At 71.3% G+C, this 16,358-nt stretch carries 17 protein-coding genes and 1 pseudogene; 8 read left to right on the top strand and 10 right to left on the bottom strand.

The annotated features are described in order from the left end of the window. The first annotated feature begins 41 nt into the window (after positions 1-41). The 3 genes from AB0Q96_RS16170 to AB0Q96_RS16160 all read left to right on the top strand — a co-directional run bounded on the left by AB0Q96_RS16170 (position 42) and on the right by AB0Q96_RS16160 (position 2,526). Positions 42-1,001: a decaprenyl-phosphate phosphoribosyltransferase gene (locus tag AB0Q96_RS16170; protein ID WP_365325808.1), complete on the top strand. Its 960-nt coding sequence runs from the start codon at positions 42-44 to the stop codon at positions 999-1,001. Between the two features lie 119 nt (positions 1,002-1,120). After that, positions 1,121-1,546, top strand: coding sequence for a GtrA family protein (locus AB0Q96_RS16165; protein ID WP_365326060.1), 426 nt, complete (start codon positions 1,121-1,123; stop codon positions 1,544-1,546). Further along, a complete protein-coding gene (locus AB0Q96_RS16160; protein WP_365325806.1) occupies positions 1,534-2,526 on the top strand; it encodes a YihY/virulence factor BrkB family protein in 993 nt (330 codons plus the stop codon). The genes AB0Q96_RS16165 and AB0Q96_RS16160 overlap by 13 nt, the downstream gene beginning before the upstream one ends. A 307-nt stretch (positions 2,527-2,833) precedes the next feature. Here the strand turns inward: AB0Q96_RS16160 and AB0Q96_RS16155 are convergent. From AB0Q96_RS16155 to AB0Q96_RS16145, 3 genes and pseudogenes are all read right to left on the bottom strand, one after another. Continuing rightward, positions 2,834-3,604, bottom strand: a pseudogene (locus tag AB0Q96_RS16155) (D-alanyl-D-alanine carboxypeptidase); the annotation flags it as partial. Between the two features lie 397 nt (positions 3,605-4,001). Then, a complete protein-coding gene (locus tag AB0Q96_RS16150; RefSeq protein ID WP_365325804.1) occupies positions 4,002-4,298 on the bottom strand; it encodes a hypothetical protein in 297 nt (98 codons plus the stop codon). 39 nt (positions 4,299-4,337) lie between these two features. Then, on the bottom strand, positions 4,338-4,574 hold the full coding sequence (locus AB0Q96_RS16145; protein WP_365325802.1) for a hypothetical protein: 237 nt from the start codon (positions 4,572-4,574) through the stop codon (positions 4,338-4,340). Between the two features lie 152 nt (positions 4,575-4,726). Between AB0Q96_RS16145 and AB0Q96_RS16140 the strand changes: the two genes are divergently transcribed. The 4 genes from AB0Q96_RS16140 to AB0Q96_RS16125 all read left to right on the top strand — a co-directional run bounded on the left by AB0Q96_RS16140 (position 4,727) and on the right by AB0Q96_RS16125 (position 9,541). Next, positions 4,727-6,070, top strand: coding sequence for a metallophosphoesterase (locus AB0Q96_RS16140; RefSeq protein WP_365325800.1), 1,344 nt, complete (start codon positions 4,727-4,729; stop codon positions 6,068-6,070). 236 nt (positions 6,071-6,306) lie between these two features. Further along, positions 6,307-7,866: an ABC transporter substrate-binding protein gene (locus AB0Q96_RS16135; RefSeq protein ID WP_365325798.1), complete on the top strand. Its 1,560-nt coding sequence runs from the start codon at positions 6,307-6,309 to the stop codon at positions 7,864-7,866. A gap of 302 nt (positions 7,867-8,168) precedes the next feature. Then, the gene (locus tag AB0Q96_RS16130) at positions 8,169-8,675 is read left to right on the top strand and encodes a SigE family RNA polymerase sigma factor (RefSeq protein ID WP_365325796.1); all 507 of its coding nucleotides are present in this window, start codon (positions 8,169-8,171) and stop codon (positions 8,673-8,675) included. Between the two features lie 50 nt (positions 8,676-8,725). Next, entirely contained in the window at positions 8,726-9,541 is an 816-nt protein-coding gene (locus tag AB0Q96_RS16125; RefSeq protein ID WP_365325795.1) for a hypothetical protein, read from the top strand. 74 nt (positions 9,542-9,615) lie between these two features. Here AB0Q96_RS16125 and AB0Q96_RS16120 read toward each other — a convergent pair whose 3' ends face one another. Continuing rightward, positions 9,616-10,395: a TetR family transcriptional regulator gene (locus tag AB0Q96_RS16120; protein WP_365325793.1), complete on the bottom strand. Its 780-nt coding sequence runs from the start codon at positions 10,393-10,395 to the stop codon at positions 9,616-9,618. 11 nt (positions 10,396-10,406) lie between these two features. Beyond that, a complete protein-coding gene (locus tag AB0Q96_RS16115) occupies positions 10,407-11,666 on the bottom strand; it encodes an MFS transporter (RefSeq protein WP_365325791.1) in 1,260 nt (419 codons plus the stop codon). A gap of 87 nt (positions 11,667-11,753) precedes the next feature. Here AB0Q96_RS16115 and AB0Q96_RS16110 point away from each other — a divergent pair, with 87 nt between their 5' ends. Then, complete coding sequence (locus tag AB0Q96_RS16110) at positions 11,754-12,281, top strand: MarR family transcriptional regulator (protein ID WP_365325789.1); 528 nt, start codon at positions 11,754-11,756, stop codon at positions 12,279-12,281. Positions 12,282-12,300: 19 nt separating this feature from the next. Here AB0Q96_RS16110 and AB0Q96_RS16105 read toward each other — a convergent pair whose 3' ends face one another. The 5 genes from AB0Q96_RS16105 to sdhC form a co-directional block, all read right to left on the bottom strand. Continuing rightward, the gene (locus AB0Q96_RS16105) at positions 12,301-12,789 is read right to left on the bottom strand and encodes a hypothetical protein (protein ID WP_365325787.1); all 489 of its coding nucleotides are present in this window, start codon (positions 12,787-12,789) and stop codon (positions 12,301-12,303) included. 88 nt (positions 12,790-12,877) lie between these two features. Further along, complete coding sequence (locus tag AB0Q96_RS16100) at positions 12,878-13,636, bottom strand: succinate dehydrogenase iron-sulfur subunit (RefSeq protein ID WP_329423332.1); 759 nt, start codon at positions 13,634-13,636, stop codon at positions 12,878-12,880. Further along, positions 13,636-15,390 (bottom strand): succinate dehydrogenase flavoprotein subunit, encoded by a 1,755-nt coding sequence (gene sdhA / locus AB0Q96_RS16095; RefSeq protein ID WP_365325785.1) that lies wholly within the window; start codon positions 15,388-15,390, stop codon positions 13,636-13,638. Before sdhA ends, AB0Q96_RS16100 begins: the two co-directional genes overlap by 1 nt. A 24-nt stretch (positions 15,391-15,414) precedes the next feature. Beyond that, entirely contained in the window at positions 15,415-15,888 is a 474-nt protein-coding gene (locus AB0Q96_RS16090) for a succinate dehydrogenase hydrophobic membrane anchor subunit (protein ID WP_351664634.1), read from the bottom strand. Positions 15,889-15,896: 8 nt separating this feature from the next. Further along, positions 15,897-16,277: a succinate dehydrogenase, cytochrome b556 subunit gene (gene sdhC, locus AB0Q96_RS16085; RefSeq protein ID WP_123954581.1), complete on the bottom strand. Its 381-nt coding sequence runs from the start codon at positions 16,275-16,277 to the stop codon at positions 15,897-15,899. Between the last annotated feature and the right edge of the window lie 81 nt (positions 16,278-16,358).

The following is a 16,358-nucleotide window of genomic DNA, read 5'->3' as shown; positions in this document are numbered from 1 at the left end:
GCCCGCCCGCGCCGGGCGGCGCCGCACCCCGGGAGGCCCCCGTGCCTGACCCCACCACCGGCACCGCGGTCCTCGTCCCGCCCGCCGCCGCGCGCCCGGTCCCCGCCCGCCCCGGCGCCCTCGCCGTCGCCCGGGGGGTCGTCCGGACCGCCCGGCCCCGGCAGTGGGTCAAGAACGCGCTCGTCGTCGCCGCGCCCGTCGCCGCCGGGCAGCTCGTCTCCTGGCCCGTCGGCGGGCGGCTCGCCCTGGTCTTCGCGCTGTTCACGGCCGCCGCCTCCGCCGTGTACCTGGTCAACGACGCCCGCGACGCCGCCGCCGACCGCGCCCACCCGGTGAAACGGCACCGCCCCGTCGCCGCCGGCCTCGTCCCCGTACCCCTCGCGTACGTGACGGGCGCCCTGCTCGGGCTCGGCGCGGCCGTCGCGAGCGCCCTGGTGTGCAACGCCATGACGGCGCTGCTCCTGACCGCGTACCTGGTGATGCAACTCGCCTACTGCGTACGCCTCAAGCACGTCCTCGTCGTCGACCTCGCGGTCGTCTCCACCGGCTTCCTGATGCGGGCGATGATCGGCGGGATCGCGCTCGGGATCCCGCTCTCCCGCTGGTTCCTGATCACCACCGGCTTCGGCGCGCTGTTCATGGTCGCGGCCAAGCGCTACTCGGAAGCCGTGCAGATGGAGGACGCCCAGGGCGCCACCCGCGCGCTGCTCACCCAGTACACGACCGGCTACCTGCGCTTCGTCTGGCAGCTGGCCGCCGGGGTGGCCGTCCTCGGCTACTGCCTGTGGGCGCTGGAGAGCGGCGGTGTCGCCAACGGCTCGCTGCTGCCCTGGCGCCAGCTCTCCGTGGTCGCCTTCATCCTGGCCGTCCTGCGGTACGCCGTCTTCGCCGACCGCGGCACCGCCGGCGAGCCGGAGGACGTCGTCCTGCGCGACCGGCCGCTCGCCGTCATCGGCCTGGTCTGGGCCGCGATGTACGGGATGGCGGTCGTCGACCTGTGAAGGGGAGGGACGTGAGGGGCGTGGGTTGCGCGAGGGGCGCGGGTGGCTCGGGCAGCACGGGGGACGCAGGGGGCGCAGGGGACGCAGGGGGCACGGGCAGCGCGGGTACTCGCCACGAGCTGCTGGGCTTCGCGGTCTCCGGCGCCGCCGCCTACGCGGCCGACCTCGCCGTCTTCCTCGCCCTGCACGGCACCCTCGGCCCGGTCGCCGCCAAGTCGGCCTCGTTCCTGGCCGGTTGCACGGTCGCCTACCTGGGCAACGCGTTCGGCACCTACCGCCGCCGCACCGTCGGAGCCCGCGAGTACGCGGCGTTCTTCGGCGTGAACCTGGCCGGCGCGGGCGTCCAGCTGCTCTGCCTCGGGGTCTCCCACTACGGCCTCGGGCTCACCTCCGCGCGGGCCGACACGGTGTCAGGACTCGGTGTCGGCATGGCGCTCGCCACCTGTCTGCGATTCTGGGGCAACCGGACGTGGGTGTTCCGAGCCGAGACCACCGCATCCGTACCGTCCACCGAGGGAGGGTCGCGCACGACATGGACTGGCTGACCGGACTGCCCGTCATCGGCCCCTGGGTCGTCCGCCTGATGAAGACCCACGCCTGGCACGCGTACGAGCTCCTGGACGAGGTCCGCTGGGCCCGGCTCGCCGCCGCGATCACCTTCCTCAGCTTCCTCGCCCTCTTCCCGCTGATCACCGTCGCCGCCGCGATCGGCGCCGCGCTGCTCAGCACCGAACAGCTCGACAAGATCGAGAACAAGATCGCCGACCAGGTCCCCGGCATCTCCGACCAGCTCGACATCGGCGGCCTCGTCGACAACGCCGGCACCATCGGTCTCGTCGCCGGCGCCGTGCTGCTCTTCATGGGCATCGGCTGGGTCGGCTCGATGCGCGAATGCCTGCGCTCGGTCTGGGGCCTCGACGGCGTAGACGAGGGCAACCCCTTCGCGCGCAAGGGCAAGGACACGCTGGTCCTGCTCGGCCTCGGCGGCGTCGGGCTCTGCTCGCTCGCCGCGTCCTGGCTCGGGTCGACCGCCGTGGGCTGGAGCGCCGACCGGCTCGGCATCGAGAACACCGGGGCGGGCGGCACCCTGCTCCAGGCCGCCGCCCTGATCATCGCGATCGGCGCGGACTTCCTGCTCCTGGCGTACATGCTCACGCTGCTGCCGGGCGTCGAACCGAGGCGCCGCGACCTGGTCGTCGCGGCGCTCCTCGGGGCGGTCGGCTTCGAGCTGCTGAAACTGCTGCTCGGCGGCTATATGAAGGGCGTCGCGGCGAAGTCGATGTACGGGGCCTTCGGCGTGCCGGTGGCCCTGCTGCTGTGGATCAACTTCACCGCGAAACTGCTGCTGTTCTGCGCGGCCTGGACGGCTACGGGTTCACGCTCTCGTCCACCGGAGCGGGAACCGGCTCCTTCCGGCCCCGAGAGCCCTTCCCAGCCCTCCGACGCCCCGGAGCGGCCCCCGACTCCGGCCCGGCCCCCGACTCCCGGCGGCGGGCGGAACCCGCGAGCGGCCAGCGCCGGTTGACCAGGAAGACGGCACCCGCGAGGAGCACCAGCACCCCGCCGGCCACGGCGAGCGCGATGCCCACGCCGCCCGAGTGCTCCTGGGCGGCGGCGGCCTTCTCGACGCCCGTGGGGGCGTTCTTGCCGGGGGCGGGCGCCGTGCCGTCGGAACCCGCGCCGGCCGACGCGCCCGTGTCCGTACGCGCCGACTTCGGCGGCACCAGCTCACCCACCGGCGTCACCTTGCCGGAGGCCGCGAAGCCCCAGTCGAGCAGCCGGGCGGTCTCCTTGTAGACCGCGTGCTGCTCCTTGGAGGACGGGTTCATGACCGTGACGAGCAGCACCCGGCCGTTGCGCTCGGCGACGCCCGTGAAGGTCGCGCCCGCGTGCGTGGTGTTGCCGTTCTTGACGCCGGCGATGCCCTGGTAGGCGGGGACGCCGATGTCACCGGTCAGCAGCCGGTTGGTGTTCTGGATCTCGAAGGTCTCCCGCTTCTTGCCGGGCTTCTGCTCCCCGGGGAAGGCGGCCCGCGGGGTCGCCGCGTACTCCCGGAAGTCGGCCTTCTGCATGCCGCTGCGGGCGATGAGGGTGAGGTCGTACGCGGAGGAGACCTGGCCCGGGGCGTCGTAACCGTCCGGCGTGACGACATGGGTGTCGAGCGCCTGGAGGTCGGCGGCGTGCTCGTTCATGTCGCGCACGGTCTGCGGGACGCCGTTGTTCATCGCGGCCAGCACGTGGACGGCGTCGTTGCCGGAGCGCAGGAAGACGCCGAGCCACAGGTCGTGGACGCTGTACGTCTGCTTCTCCTTGATCCCCACCAGGCTGGAGCCCGCGCCCATGCCGGCCAGGTCCTGCGGCGTGACCGTGTGGTTCTCGGTCTTGGGGAACTTCGGCAGCACGGTGTCCGCGAAGAGCATCTTCAGCGTGGAGGCGGGGGCCAGCGGCCAGTGCGCGTTGTGCGCGGCGAGCACCTGCCCGCTCTCCGCGTCCGCCACCACCCACGACCGCGCGCTGACGTCCTTGGGCAGCACCGGGGCACCCGCCCCCAGCTGCACCTGCGTACCCGGCCGGGACAGCAGCGCACCGCCGACACTGGACATGACGATGGGCGGTTTGGGCTGCTTGTCCTTCTCGTCCGCATGCGCGGGAGCCGAGGCGAGCAGCGGGAGCAGTGCGGCGGCGGCAGTCACCGTCACGGCGACCTTCGCGGTCATCTTCGATGCGGACACGATCGAGAACGTACATCCCCGGAACCGCGTTCCGAGAACCGCGGGGCGGTTCGCCCAGACTCGTCCACCCGTCCGCAGGCCCGCCTCCTGGTTCCCGCTCGCCGTGGGCGCGTGGAGCTGCTTCATCTGGATCGCTTTCTGCAGGTGGCCGGCCGGCTGAGCCGCCACGGCCGGAGGGGGAGGTCGCTCGCGCCTACCAAGACGGCGGAATCGCCGCGCGGGATCCATGCCCGGCCCTTCGGCGTGTGAAGACCTCGTGCCCGCCGGGTCAGCCCGTGGGGCGGCGGCGGGCACGGAGCAGCCGGACGCCCTTGCCGGTCATGGCGACCGTCATGAGCGCGAAGCCGGCGAGGGCGAGCCAGAGCCAGGACTCCGCCACCTGCAGCATCAGCACCAGACCGGCGAGGATCAGCATGCCGCCGAGGGTGTCCACCAGGTCGAGCCGCGCCTTGGCGACGGCCGCGGGGTCCGGCCCGCGCAGCCCGCGCAGGGTGGGGGTGAGGGAGAGGACCTGCAGGACGAGCAGGCCGAGGGCTATCCAGGCGAACCAGTCGGGTATGTCCACGCGGCGGACTGTACCGCCGGTGATCCACTCGTGGTGACGCTATTTCCGGCCCGCGCGGACACCCCGGAGGCCGATCGTGCCGACCACGGTGCCGAGGACGAAGGACGTGACGGCCAGCAGCAGGTGGACCCAGAAGTAGGCGGTCGGGTCGCCCGCGTCGTCGAAGGCGAGGCCGCTGCCGTCCTTCCAGAGGTTCTTCGCGAAGGTCACCCAGATCACCCAGGACCAGGCGCCGAACGCGAGCAGGAACCAGGAGGCGCGGCGGCTGAGCTTCATCGGGTGTCCTTCGGGGTGGGGTGGACTTGCCCTGCCAGTATCGAACGGGCCCGTGGCGGGCTCGCGACAGGGTCTCTGTACGCTCGCGGCCGACGCGGGTATCGCGGACATCGCGGGCCGGCGCGGACAAGCGGACAAGGGGTACGTGGGGCGTGGTCGTCGTCTTCCTGCTGGTGTTGGTCGTGGTCCTCGGTCTGCTCGGTGCGGTCCACTGGTACGTGTGGCGGCGCCTGGTGCGCGATCTGACGGTCCCGGGCGGGCTCGCCCGGCGGGCCGGCACGGTCGCGGCCGTCGTTCTGCCGCTGCTCTCCCTCGGCGCCCTGGTCTCGGGCCGCGCGGGCGCTCCGTTCGGACTCCAGCAGGCATTCGCCTGGCCCGGGTTCCTGTGGCTGGCCCTGCTTCTGTACCTCACCCTCGCCCTGGCGGTGACGGAGCCGCTGAGGCCGCTGCTGCGGCGGGTGCTGGCGCGGCGGACCGGGACGGAGACGGGGACGGAGACGGGGACGGAGACGGGGACGGGGACCGGGGCGGGGGTGGTCGGGACGCCGGTGCCGGTGCCGGTGTCGGCGCCGGTGTCGGCCGCGGGCGCGGACCCGGGCGCGCGGACGGCGGCCTCGGACGGATCCACTGCTCGGCCGCAGGCCCCACAGCCCCCGGCCGCCCCCGACCTCTCCCGTCGTCTCTTCGTCAACCGGGTCGTCTCCGGCACCGCCGCCGCCGTCGCCGTAGGGACGGTCGGGGTCGGGACGTACGGGGTGTTGCGGGGGCCGCGGGTGAAGCGGGTCACGGTGCCGTTGGCGAAGTTGCCTCGGGGGGCGCACGGGTACCGGATCGCGGTGGTGTCCGACATTCATCTCGGGCCGATCCTGGGGCGGGCCCACACGCAGCGGATCGTCGACACGATCAACGCCACCCAGCCGGACCTCGTCGCCGTCGTGGGCGACCTGGTCGACGGCACCGTCCAGGACCTCGGGCCCGCCGCCGAGCCGCTCGCGCGGCTGCGTGCCCGGGACGGGTCGTTCTTCGTGACGGGCAACCACGAGTACTTCTCGGGCGCCGACGCCTGGGTCGACCACGTCCGTGAGCTCGGGCTGCACCCGTTGCGCAACGCCCGCGTCGAGATCGGGGCCGGGTTCGACCTCGCCGGGGTGGACGACGTCGCGGGGGAGAGCGAGGGCCACGGGCCGGACTTCGGCAGGGCGCTCGGGGACCGGGACCGGGCGCGTACCGCCGTGCTGCTCGCGCACCAGCCGATCGTCATCGACGACGCCGTCCGCCACGGCGTCGACCTCCAGCTCTCCGGCCACACCCACGGCGGTCAGCTGTGGCCCGGCAACTACCTCGCCGAGCTGGCTAACCCGACCGTCGCGGGCCTCGAACGCTACGGCGACACCCAGCTCTACGTCTCGCGCGGCGCGGGTGCCTGGGGTCCGCCGGTGCGGGTCGGGGCGCCCTCGGACATCACCGTCGTGGAGCTGGCGTCCCGTCAGGCGTGAGGGCGGGGAGGCGGGGAGAGCGGCGGGCGGGAATGGTGCAGATGTGACGGAGCGCGCCGTTACGGATACGTACCGCTCCGTCCGCTCCGTCCCTTAATTCCCTTCATCCCGGACATATGTGTGCCGTGTGAATGTTTACTCTTCCACTTGTGAAATCCGTGTGATTGGCTGACGCCATCGCGACAGGCCGGGCGCCGTCGTGACAGGGGTGGGAACAAATAAAGGAAGCACGTCTCATGCGGTCGTCCGTCCGTCTGCGGATTCTGATCACTTGTGGAGTTCTGGTGGCCGCCGGGGTTGGAGGGTGGCAACTTCTGCCCTCCGATGACGTGCGGACGGAGCCGATCACCGTCGGCACCACCGACAAGGTGACCTCGCTCGACCCGGCCGGCGCCTACGACGCCGGCTCCTGGGCGATGTACAGCAACGTCTTCCAGTCGCTGCTGACCTTCAAGCCCGGTTTCACCACTCCGGTCCCGGACGCCGCCGAGAGCTGCAAGTTCGTCGGCACGAAGCTGACGACGTACCAGTGCACGCTCCGCAACGACCTCACCTTCGCCAACGGGCGCAAGATCACCGGTGAGGACGTGCGCTTCTCCTTCGAGCGGATGCTGGGCATCAAGACGGACGTCGGTCCGCAGCCCCTCTTCCCGACCCTGAAGAGCGTCGTGGCCGACGGACAGAAGGTCACCTTCAACCTCAGCGGCCGGGACGCGACCTTCCCGCTGAAGCTGGCGACGGGTGCCGGTTCGATCGTCGACCGCACCGCGTACCCGGAGAAGACGCTGCGCACGGGCACCACGGTGGACGGCTCGGGGCCGTACGTCCTCAAGGAGTACAAGCCCGGCGAGAGCGCCCGCCTTGAGCCGAACCCGAACTACCGGGGCGCCATCACCAAGACCGGCCGCACGGTCGTCGTGAAGTACTTCAAGCAGTCCGGGGAGCTGGCCGCCGCCTGGAAGGCCAAGCAGGTGGACGTGACGCACCGGCAGATGCCGCCGGCCTTCATCAACACGCTGAAGGAAGCGACGAAGGACGGCACCCGGATCACCGAGGCCGCCAGCGCCGAGATCCGCAACCTCAACTTCAACGTCCGGCCCGGCTCCCCGATGGCGAAGAAGGCCGTACGGCAGGCCGTCGCCGCCGTCATCGACCGCCCGGCCATCACCACCGGCACCTACCAGAGCACCGTCGAGCCGCTCTACTCCCTCATCCCGCAGGGCTTCGTCGGCCACAGCACGGCCTTCTACGACGTCACCCCGGAGCCGGACAAGGCCAAGGCCAAGCGCCTGCTGAAGGCCGCGGACATCGACACCCCGGTGAAGTTCACCCTCGGGCACAGCGAGGACGCCACCTACGACGCCGAGGCCGCCGAGCTGAAGAAGCAGCTGGAGGAGACCGGCCTGTTCGAGGTCGAGCTCGTCGCCACCGACTGGCAGTCCTTCCAGAAGGGGTACGCGAAGGGCGCGTACGACGCGTACACCGTCGGCTGGCTCCCCGACTACCCGGACTCCGACAACTTCACCGGCCCGCTCGTCGGCACCGCCAACACCCTGCACAACGGCTTCTCCAACAAGCGGATCGACACCCTGATCGCCGCCACGCAGCAGTTCAGCGACCGCTCCCGGGCCACCGGCGACTTCCGGGACATCCAGGCCGAGGTGGCCGACGACGTGCCGCTGGTGCCGCTGTGGCAGAAGAAGGACTACGTCCTGTCGACCGAGGACGTCTCCGGCTCGCAGTTCCTCTCGGACGGCACCGGCAGCTGGCGCCTGTGGGAGCTCGGCTGGATCTAGCCGACCCCTTCCCGAACCGAACCAACCCGCCTCAGGGCCTGTCCACCGGACGGGCCCTGAGGCGTTTCCCGGCTCCCGCGAAAAAGTCGCCGATCCCGCACGACATCCCGCCGCCCCGCGTAGTCATGAGGGGTATGCACGGGGAACTTGGAGCAGTCCGAACAAGCAGACCAATCGCATCGACCGCGTCGAGTGCCTCGACCACGTCGAGAACATCGATCGCATCGATCACCTCGATCCGCGGCGGCCGACGTGGCCGAGTCGTCGGATCCATCGGAACAACCGGAACGGGCGGACAGCGCGTGACATCAGCACAGGAGGACGCCTACCTGGAGTTCGTGGCCGAAAGGGCGCGGGCCCTCTACCGCTCCGCGTACGTCCTCGCCGCCGGTGACGCGCACCTCGCCGAGGACCTGGTCCAGGAGACGCTGAGCCGGGTGTACGTGCACTGGAAGCGGGTGGCCCGCGCGGACAGCCCGGCGGCCTACGCGCAGACGGTGCTGGTCCGCACCTTCCTCAGCCTGCGGCGCCGCCGCAGCACCGGCGAGCGCCCCGTCGGGCAGCTTCCCGACCGCGGGGACGCCGGCCCGGACACCGCGCTCCGGCTCACCCTGCTGGACGCGCTCCACCAGCTGCCGCCGCGCGACCGGGCGGTGCTCCTGCTGCGTTACTGGGAGGACCGCAGCATCGAGGAGACCGCCCGCATGCTCCGGACCAGCAACAGCGCGGTCCGCTCCCAGGGCACCCGGGCCCTCGCGCGGGTCCGCGCGCTGCTCGGCGACAGCCTGTCCGACCTGGTCCCGCGCTGAACAGCGCCGTCCGACCACCCCTCACCGACGTCACAGAAGGCGACACCACCATGCCGTTCGAAGCAGACCTCTCGCACGCCCTGGACCGCACGACCGACTCCCTCGACCCCGATCTCACCGCGCTCACGGACGGGGCCGTCGCCCGCGGACGGAGCCGCCGGCGCCGCCGTACCGCCGGTCTCGTCGCCGGGGTGGGCGCCTGCGCCGCCGTCGCGGTGGCCGGCCTGGTGATCCCCGGCGCGCTCGCCGGATCCCGCTCCGACGGGCCCGGCATGGAGACGGTGGCGCTGGCGATGCCCCGTTCCGCGATCAGCGGCGACCAGATGATCAAGGCCCTGGAGAAGACCTTCCCCGGGGGCAGGTTCAGCCGGGTGACCGGGCAGAGCAACAACCCCTCGGACCCGTCGGCCGGTTACGTGGCCATGGCCGGCCTGGTCGTCGACGACGGGCACGGCGCCGCGAGCGTCGGCGTCTCGGCCGTGCGGCTCAAGCTGCCGCTGCCCGGGGCCGACGGCGACGGGCTGAGCTGCGAGCGGGAGCAGACGCCGCCGCGCGCCGAGGGCGACACCTGCGCGATGAGCGAGCTGCCGAGCAGCGCGGCGCTTCCCGGAGGGGCCCTGGTGATGTCGGAGCGGATCGCGGCCGAGCACCCGGCCGGTCCCCACACCGCGCACCGCTGGACGGTGACGGTGACGGTGAAGTCGACCGGCGCCCAGGTGCAGATGGTGCAGTGGAACAGCCTCGGCGGCGGCGTCGGCGCCGATCTGCCGAAGCCGACCCGCACCGCGCCGCCGCTGACCGAGCAGCAGGCGGTGAAGGCCCTCACCGGCGCCGCCTGGGCCCCGATCCTCGGCGCGGTCGCCTGACCGCCGCAGTCTGACCGCCCGGGCCTGACACCGCCAGGTCCGGCAGCGATCGAGCCCGGACCCCGCCGCAGCCGCTAGCCGCCCTTGGAGGCCCGCCTCGGCTTGCCCGAGGCGGCCATCCCGGCGGCCGTCGGCATCATGTCGGCGAGCAGCTCGTGGGTCTCCTTCACCAGCGGGCGCAGGATCCGGAAGCGGGAGAGCTGGATGGCCCGGGCGGTGACGGGGGAGAGGCGCTCGACGAGGCGGCGGCTGTTGGCGGCGCCCTCGGAGCGGTCGTACACCCAGAACAGCACCAGGCCCATCTGCTGGAGCCACAGCAACTGGGGTAGCGCCTCGGCCAGTTCGGGGTCGACCTTGACCGAGGCCCCGGAGATGACCCGGCGGTGCACCTCGATCGCCGCCTCGCGCGGGCCCTCCGACTCGGGCGAGAAGGGGCTGAGCGGGCTGTCCGGGTCGGCGGCGTTCTTGAAGAACTGGGAGGCGAACTCCTGGTAGGGCTCGGCGATGTCGAGCCAGGCGAGCAGCACGCCGCGGATCCGGGCTGTCAGATCCTTCTCGCCGCTCTCCAGGATGGGCTCGACGGCGGCCTGGTGCTCCTCGGCGATCCGGTCGTAGAAGCCCTGGACCAGGTGTTCCTTGGAGGAGAAGTAGTAGTACGCGTTGCCGACGGAGACCCCGGCCTCCTGCGCGATGACCCGCATCGTCGTCTTGTCGTACCCGCGTTCCTTGAACAGCCGGAGCGCGGTCTCCAGGATGAGCGCGCGGGTCTGCTCGCTCTTGGGCGCCTTGGCGGGCTTCTCCGCCGCCTGCCCGCCCACGGGCCTGCCCTGCTTCTCTTCACTCGCGTCCGTCACAGGGCCTGAGCCTAGTCGGCCGTACCGGAAGCCCCGAACCGGCGTACGCCCGGCACGAGCCCGGTCCCCAGACAGCACCCGCCGACCACCACGGCGGCGGCCAGCAGCGGGACCTCCGGGCCCCAGGCGTCGGCGGCGAGCGGCGCGAGGGCGTACCCGAGCGGCATCGCGGCGAGCGAGAGGAGCCAGTCGTACGAGGTGACGCGGGCCAGCGCGTGGGCGGGCACCGCCCGTTGGACCGCCGTCTCCCAGATGGGGCCGAGGAAGCCGAGCCCGGCCTGGGCGAGCCCGTACGCGGCGATGGTGAGGGGCGCGGGGGCGGCCACCGCGAGGAGGACCAGGGGCAGCGCGTACGTGGCGAGGGCGAGGTTGGCGGTGAGGACCGGGCGCCGGGGCCGGAGCCGGTCGGCGACCACGGAGCCGAGGAGCAGTCCGACGGCGCCGACCTGGAGGAGCAGGACCCAGGCGGTCTTGCCGCCGAGCCGGTCGAGGGCGACGGCCGGGCCGAGGGTCATGAGGACGGCGGCGGCGCCGTTCCAGGCGCTGTGGCCGATGAGGCTGGTCCAGTACCAGTCGCGGGTGCGGACCTCGTGCCAGCCCTCCCTGAGGTCGGCGAGCAGCGCGCGGCGGGGGACGGTGACCCGTGCGACGCGTACGGCGCACAGCAGGGCGGCGCTGACGGCGAAGCTGGCCGCGTCCAGGACGAACGCCCAGCCGGGGCCGACGGTCCAGATCAGCGCGCCGGCGAGGGCGGGGCCGCCGACGCGGCTCGCGCTGTGGGCGATGCCCATGGCGGCGTTGGCCCGCTGGAGTGCCTCCGGGGCCACCGTGCCCTTGATGAGCGGCGCGCTGGTCGGCATCGCGAACGCCCCGGCGGCGCCGCCGGCCACCTCGACGGCGGCGATCACCCAGAGGGTGGGTGAGCCGCTCAACAGCTGGATGCCGACGAGGAGTTGGGTGGCGCAGCGGACGAGGTCCATGGCGAGGGCGACGGTGCGGGCGTCGAAGCGGTCGCCCACCACGCCGCCGAGCGGCAGCAGGAGCAGCTTGGGCACCATCGAGCAGGCGAGGACCAGGGCGAGGGCTGCGGTGGAGCCGGTGGCCTCCAGGACGGCGAGGGCGAGTGCGGCGGGGATGACGGCGTCGCCGAGGAGGGAGAGCGTGCGGCCGGCGAAGAGCAGCCGGAAGGAGCGGGTGCGCAGGGGGTGCGGGGCGGACGGGGTGGACGGGGTGGACGAGGGAGCGGGCGGGGCGGTGCTGGGCAGGGGCATGCCAGGCAGAGTATTTCGTCGCCGAATATTTCGTCAACGAAATACTTCGTCCGTCGGGTGTCCCGCCTCCGGACGTACGATCACCCCATGGCACCCACCGAGGAACCGCGCGACTGGACCGACGAGCACGTGGCCCGGTGGCAGCCCGTACTGCCCGACCTCGATCCGGTCGTCGAAGGCGCGGTCACCCGGATGAAGAAGCTCTCCGTCCACCTGCGCCGGGTCCGCGAGCAGTCCCTCGCCGACTTCGACCTCGAACGCCACGAGTTCGACACCCTCCACAAGCTGGCCGGCCGCGGCGGCAGCGCCGCCCCCTCCGAGCTCGCCCAGGACCTCGACCTGGCCCCCGCCTCCGTCACCGGCCGCCTCGACGCCCTGGAGAAGCGGGGCCTCGTCCGCCGCACCCAGTCCACGACCGACCGGCGCCGGGTCGTCGTCGAGCTCACCCCGGCCGGCCACGAGACCTGGCTCGGCGCCATGGACGTCCTGGGCCACGAGGAGTACCGCCTCCTCGGCACCCTCACCGCCGAGGAACGCACCCAGCTCAACGACCTGCTCCGCCGCGTCATGCTCGTCGCCGAGGAGAACGCCGGCGTGGAGCCCTGGCACGGCTAGACCGGAAGCCCGGCCGGGATCAGATGCTCAGCGAGCGCGCGTAGTTCAGCTGGCCCATGACCCAGTGGAGGGTCTCCGGGCCGGTCGCCGGGATCATCGTCGAGTGGTACCGGCCGCCGCTGGTCACCGTGACCTGGACGAAGCCGGTCGTCTGCTTCTCCTTCATCAGCAGGAACAGCAGGCCCAGGAAGCAGAAGACGAAGAACACCACCGCGAGGACGATGCCCGCGGTCGAGATCTTCTCCTCGGTCCGCGACATGTCCATCACGTTCCACGCCGCGCCCTTGAGCGGCATGGGCCCGGCCGGGGTGATGATCTGGTCCCCGACGACGGTGATGTCGCCCAGCGTGAGCTGCGGCCCCGGCGCGTGCTGCGGCGGCACCGGCGGTGGCACCGGCACCCCCGCCGGCAGCGTCGGCTGCTGCGGATACCCGTATCCCGGCGCCCCGGACTGCCCGCCGGGCCCCCACTCGTACTCCCCGGACTTGTAAGGGTTCGGCTCGCTCATCAGTCCCCGTCCTCCACACGCGAAAAAGCCCGCTCCTGCACGTCGCAGCGTACAGAAGCGGGCTCTCCCGCAGTGCGGGGACCAGGGGTCAGAAGCGGCGGGTGATGAGCGCGCGCTTCACTTCCTGGATCGCCTTCGTGACCTCGATGCCACGCGGGCAGGCGTCCGTGCAGTTGAACGTCGTGCGGCAGCGCCACACGCCGTCCTTGTCGTTCAGGATCTCCAGGCGCTGCTCGCCCGCCTCGTCACGCGAGTCGAAGATGAAGCGGTGCGCGTTGACGATCGCGGCCGGACCGAAGTACTGGCCGTCGTTCCAGAAGACCGGGCAGGACGACGTGCACGCGGCGCACAGGATGCACTTGGTGGTGTCGTCGAAGCGCTCGCGGTCCTCGGCGGACTGCAGGCGCTCGCGGGTCGGCTCGTTGCCCTTGGTGACCAGGAACGGCATGACGTCCCGGTACGCCTGGAAGAAGGGGTCCATGTCGACGACAAGGTCCTTCAGCACCGTCAGGCCCTTGATGGCCTCGACCGTGATCGGCTTCTCGGGGTTGATGTCCTTGATCAGCGTCTTGCAGGCGAGCCTGTTCTTGCCGTTGATCCGCATCGCGTCCGAGCCGCAGATGCCGTGCGCGCACGAGCGACGGAAGGTCAGCGTGCCGTCGACGTCCCACTTGATCTTGTGAAGGGCGTCGAGCACACGCTCCTTCGGGTCGATCTCGATCTGGAAGTCCTCCCAGACCGCGGCGTCCGACACCTCGGGGTTGAAGCGGCGGATCCGCATCGTGACCGTGATGTACGGGGAGGCGGCGGACTCCGCCTCGACCTTGTCCAGTACGGGGGTAGCCATCAGTACTTACGCTCCATCGGCTGGTAGCGGGTCTGGACGACCGGCTTGTAGTCGAGACGGACGGTCTCGGAGCCGTCCTCGCCGACCTCGCGGTACGCCATGGTGTGGCGCATGAAGTTGACGTCGTCGCGGTTCGGGTAGTCCTCGCGGTAGTGACCGCCGCGGGACTCCTTGCGCGCCAGGGCCGAGACGGCCATGACCTCGGCCAGTTCGAGCAGGTTGCCCAGCTCGATGGCCTCCAGCAGGTCCGTGTTGAAGCGCTTGCCCTTGTCCTGGATGGACACGTTCTCGTAGCGCTCGCGCAGCTCGGCGATCTTCTCGACGGCCGTCTTGATGGTCTGCTCCGTACGGAACACCATCACGTTGGCGTCCATCGTCTCCTGGAGCTCACGGCGGATGTCGGCGACCCGCTCGTGGCCCGTGGAGTTGCGCAGCTTCTCGATCTGCGCGACGACGAGGGCCTCGGGGTCCTCCGGCAGCTCGACGTAGTCGGCCTTGGCGGAGTACTCGGCGGCGGCGATGCCGGAGCGCTTGCCGAAGACGTTGATGTCGAGCAGCGAGTTGGTGCCCAGACGGTTGGCGCCGTGCACGGAGACGCAGGCGACCTCGCCGGCCGCGTACAGGCCCGGGACGACGGTGGTGTTGTCCGACAGGACCTCACCCTCGACGTTGGTCGGGATGCCGCCCATGGCGTAGTGCGCGGTGGGCTGGATCGGGATCGGGTCCGTGTAGGGCTCGATGCCGAGGTAGGTGCGCGCGAACTCCGTGATGTCGGGCAGCTTGGCGTCCAGCTGCTCCGGCGGGAGGTGCGTCAGGTCCAGGTAGACGTGGTCGCCCTCGGGACCGCAGCCGCGGCCCTCGCGGATCTCCGTGTAGATGGAGCGGGAGACGACGTCACGGGACGCGAGGTCCTTCATGACCGGCGCGTACTTCTCCATGAAGCGCTCGCCGTCCTTGTTGCGCAGGATGCCGCCCTCACCGCGGGCGCCCTCCGTGAGCAGGATGCCCATGCGCCAGATGCCCGTCGGGTGGAACTGGAAGAACTCCATGTCCTCCAGCGGCAGCCCGCGGCGGTAGCACGCGGCCTGGCCGTCACCGGTCAGGGTGTGGGCGTTGGACGTCACCTTGAAGAACTTGCCGGTGCCGCCGGAGGCGTAGATCACGGCCTTCGCCTGGAAGACGTGGATCTCGCCGGTGGCCAGCTCGTACGCGACGACGCCGGCCGACTTCTTGACCCCGTCCTCCTCGACGATGAGCTGGTCCAGGACGTAGAACTCGTTGAAGAACTCCACGCCCTCCTTGACGCAGTTCTGGTACAGCGTCTGGAGGATCATGTGGCCGGTGCGGTCCGCGGCGTAGCAGGACCGGCGGACCGGGGCCTCGCCGTGGTTGCGCGAGTGACCGCCGAAGCGGCGCTGGTCGATGGTGCCGTTCGGGGTGCGGTTGAACGGCAGGCCCATCTTCTCCAGGTCGAGGACGGCGTCGATGGCCTCCTTCGCCAGGATCTCGGCGGCGTCCTGGTCGACCAGGTAGTCACCGCCCTTGACCGTGTCGAAGGTGTGCCACTCCCAGTTGTCCTCCTCCACGTTCGCCAGCGCGGCGGCCATGCCGCCCTGCGCGGCGCCCGTGTGGGAGCGGGTGGGGTAGAGCTTCGTCAGCACGGCGGTGCGGCTGCGCTTCGTCGCCTCGATGGCGGCGCGCATGCCGGCGCCGCCGGCGCCGACGATGACGGTGTCGTACTTGTGGATCTTCATGACGTGGTTACCTCAGCCCCGTGCCTAGCGGATGTTCGGGTCGAAGGTGAAGATCACCAGCGTGCCCAGAAGGATGGTGAACACCGTGGCGGTGTACAGCAGGCCCTTCAGCCACAGACGCGTGTTGGCGCGCTCCGCGTAGTCGTTGATGACCGTGCGGAGGCCGTTGGCGCCGTGCAGCATCGCGAGCCACAGCATCAGCAGGTCCCAGACCTGCCAGAACGGGGACGCCCAGCGGCCGGCCACGAAGGCGAAGCCGATCTTGGAGACGCCGCCGTCCAGGAAGAGCTGGATCAGCAGGTGGCCGAGGACCAGGACGACGAGGACGACACCCGAGAGGCGCATGAAGAGCCACGCGGCCATCTCGAAGTTGCCCCGGGTCGCCCGCGGGGTCTTGCCCGTGCGCTTGCGGGGGGCCTCGATGTACGGGGCCGGGTTGTCCACGTCGTAGGCAGCGCCCTCGACGGGACCGATGGCGGAAGTGGTGTCAGCAGACATGTCTGGCGTCAGCTCCCGAACAGTTCACGTGCGGCGTGGCCGAGGACGGGGTACAGGGAGCCCGCCATCAGGACGACCCAGATGCCCACGACGGTCCAGAGCATCTGCTTCTGGTAGCGCGGGCCCTTGGACCAGAAGTCCACGGCGATGACACGGAGACCGTTCAGCGCGTGGAAGAGGATGGCGGCGACGAGGCCGTACTCGAGGAGTGCGACGATCGGCGTCTTGTACGTCGCCACGACATCGTCGTACGCCTCGGGGGAGACGCGGACGAGAGCGGTGTCAAGGACGTGTACGAACAGGAAGAAGAAGATGAGGACGCCGGTGACTCGATGAGCCACCCAGGACCACATTCCTTCCCGGCCGCGGTACAGCGTTCCAGCCGGCACGGAAAAACCCTCCGGGAGCGGGGATCGGGGCCGGCCGGCTTCTCTGTCGGTCTGGCCCGGCCGGGTACGGTCCACCGGCCC

Source organism: Streptomyces sp. NPDC093111, assembly GCF_040683955.1.
Taxonomy (GTDB): Bacteria; Actinomycetota; Actinomycetes; order Streptomycetales; family Streptomycetaceae; genus Streptomyces.
Note: the sequence above shows the minus strand (reverse complement) of the source record. Positions and strands in the feature narration are given on the sequence as shown.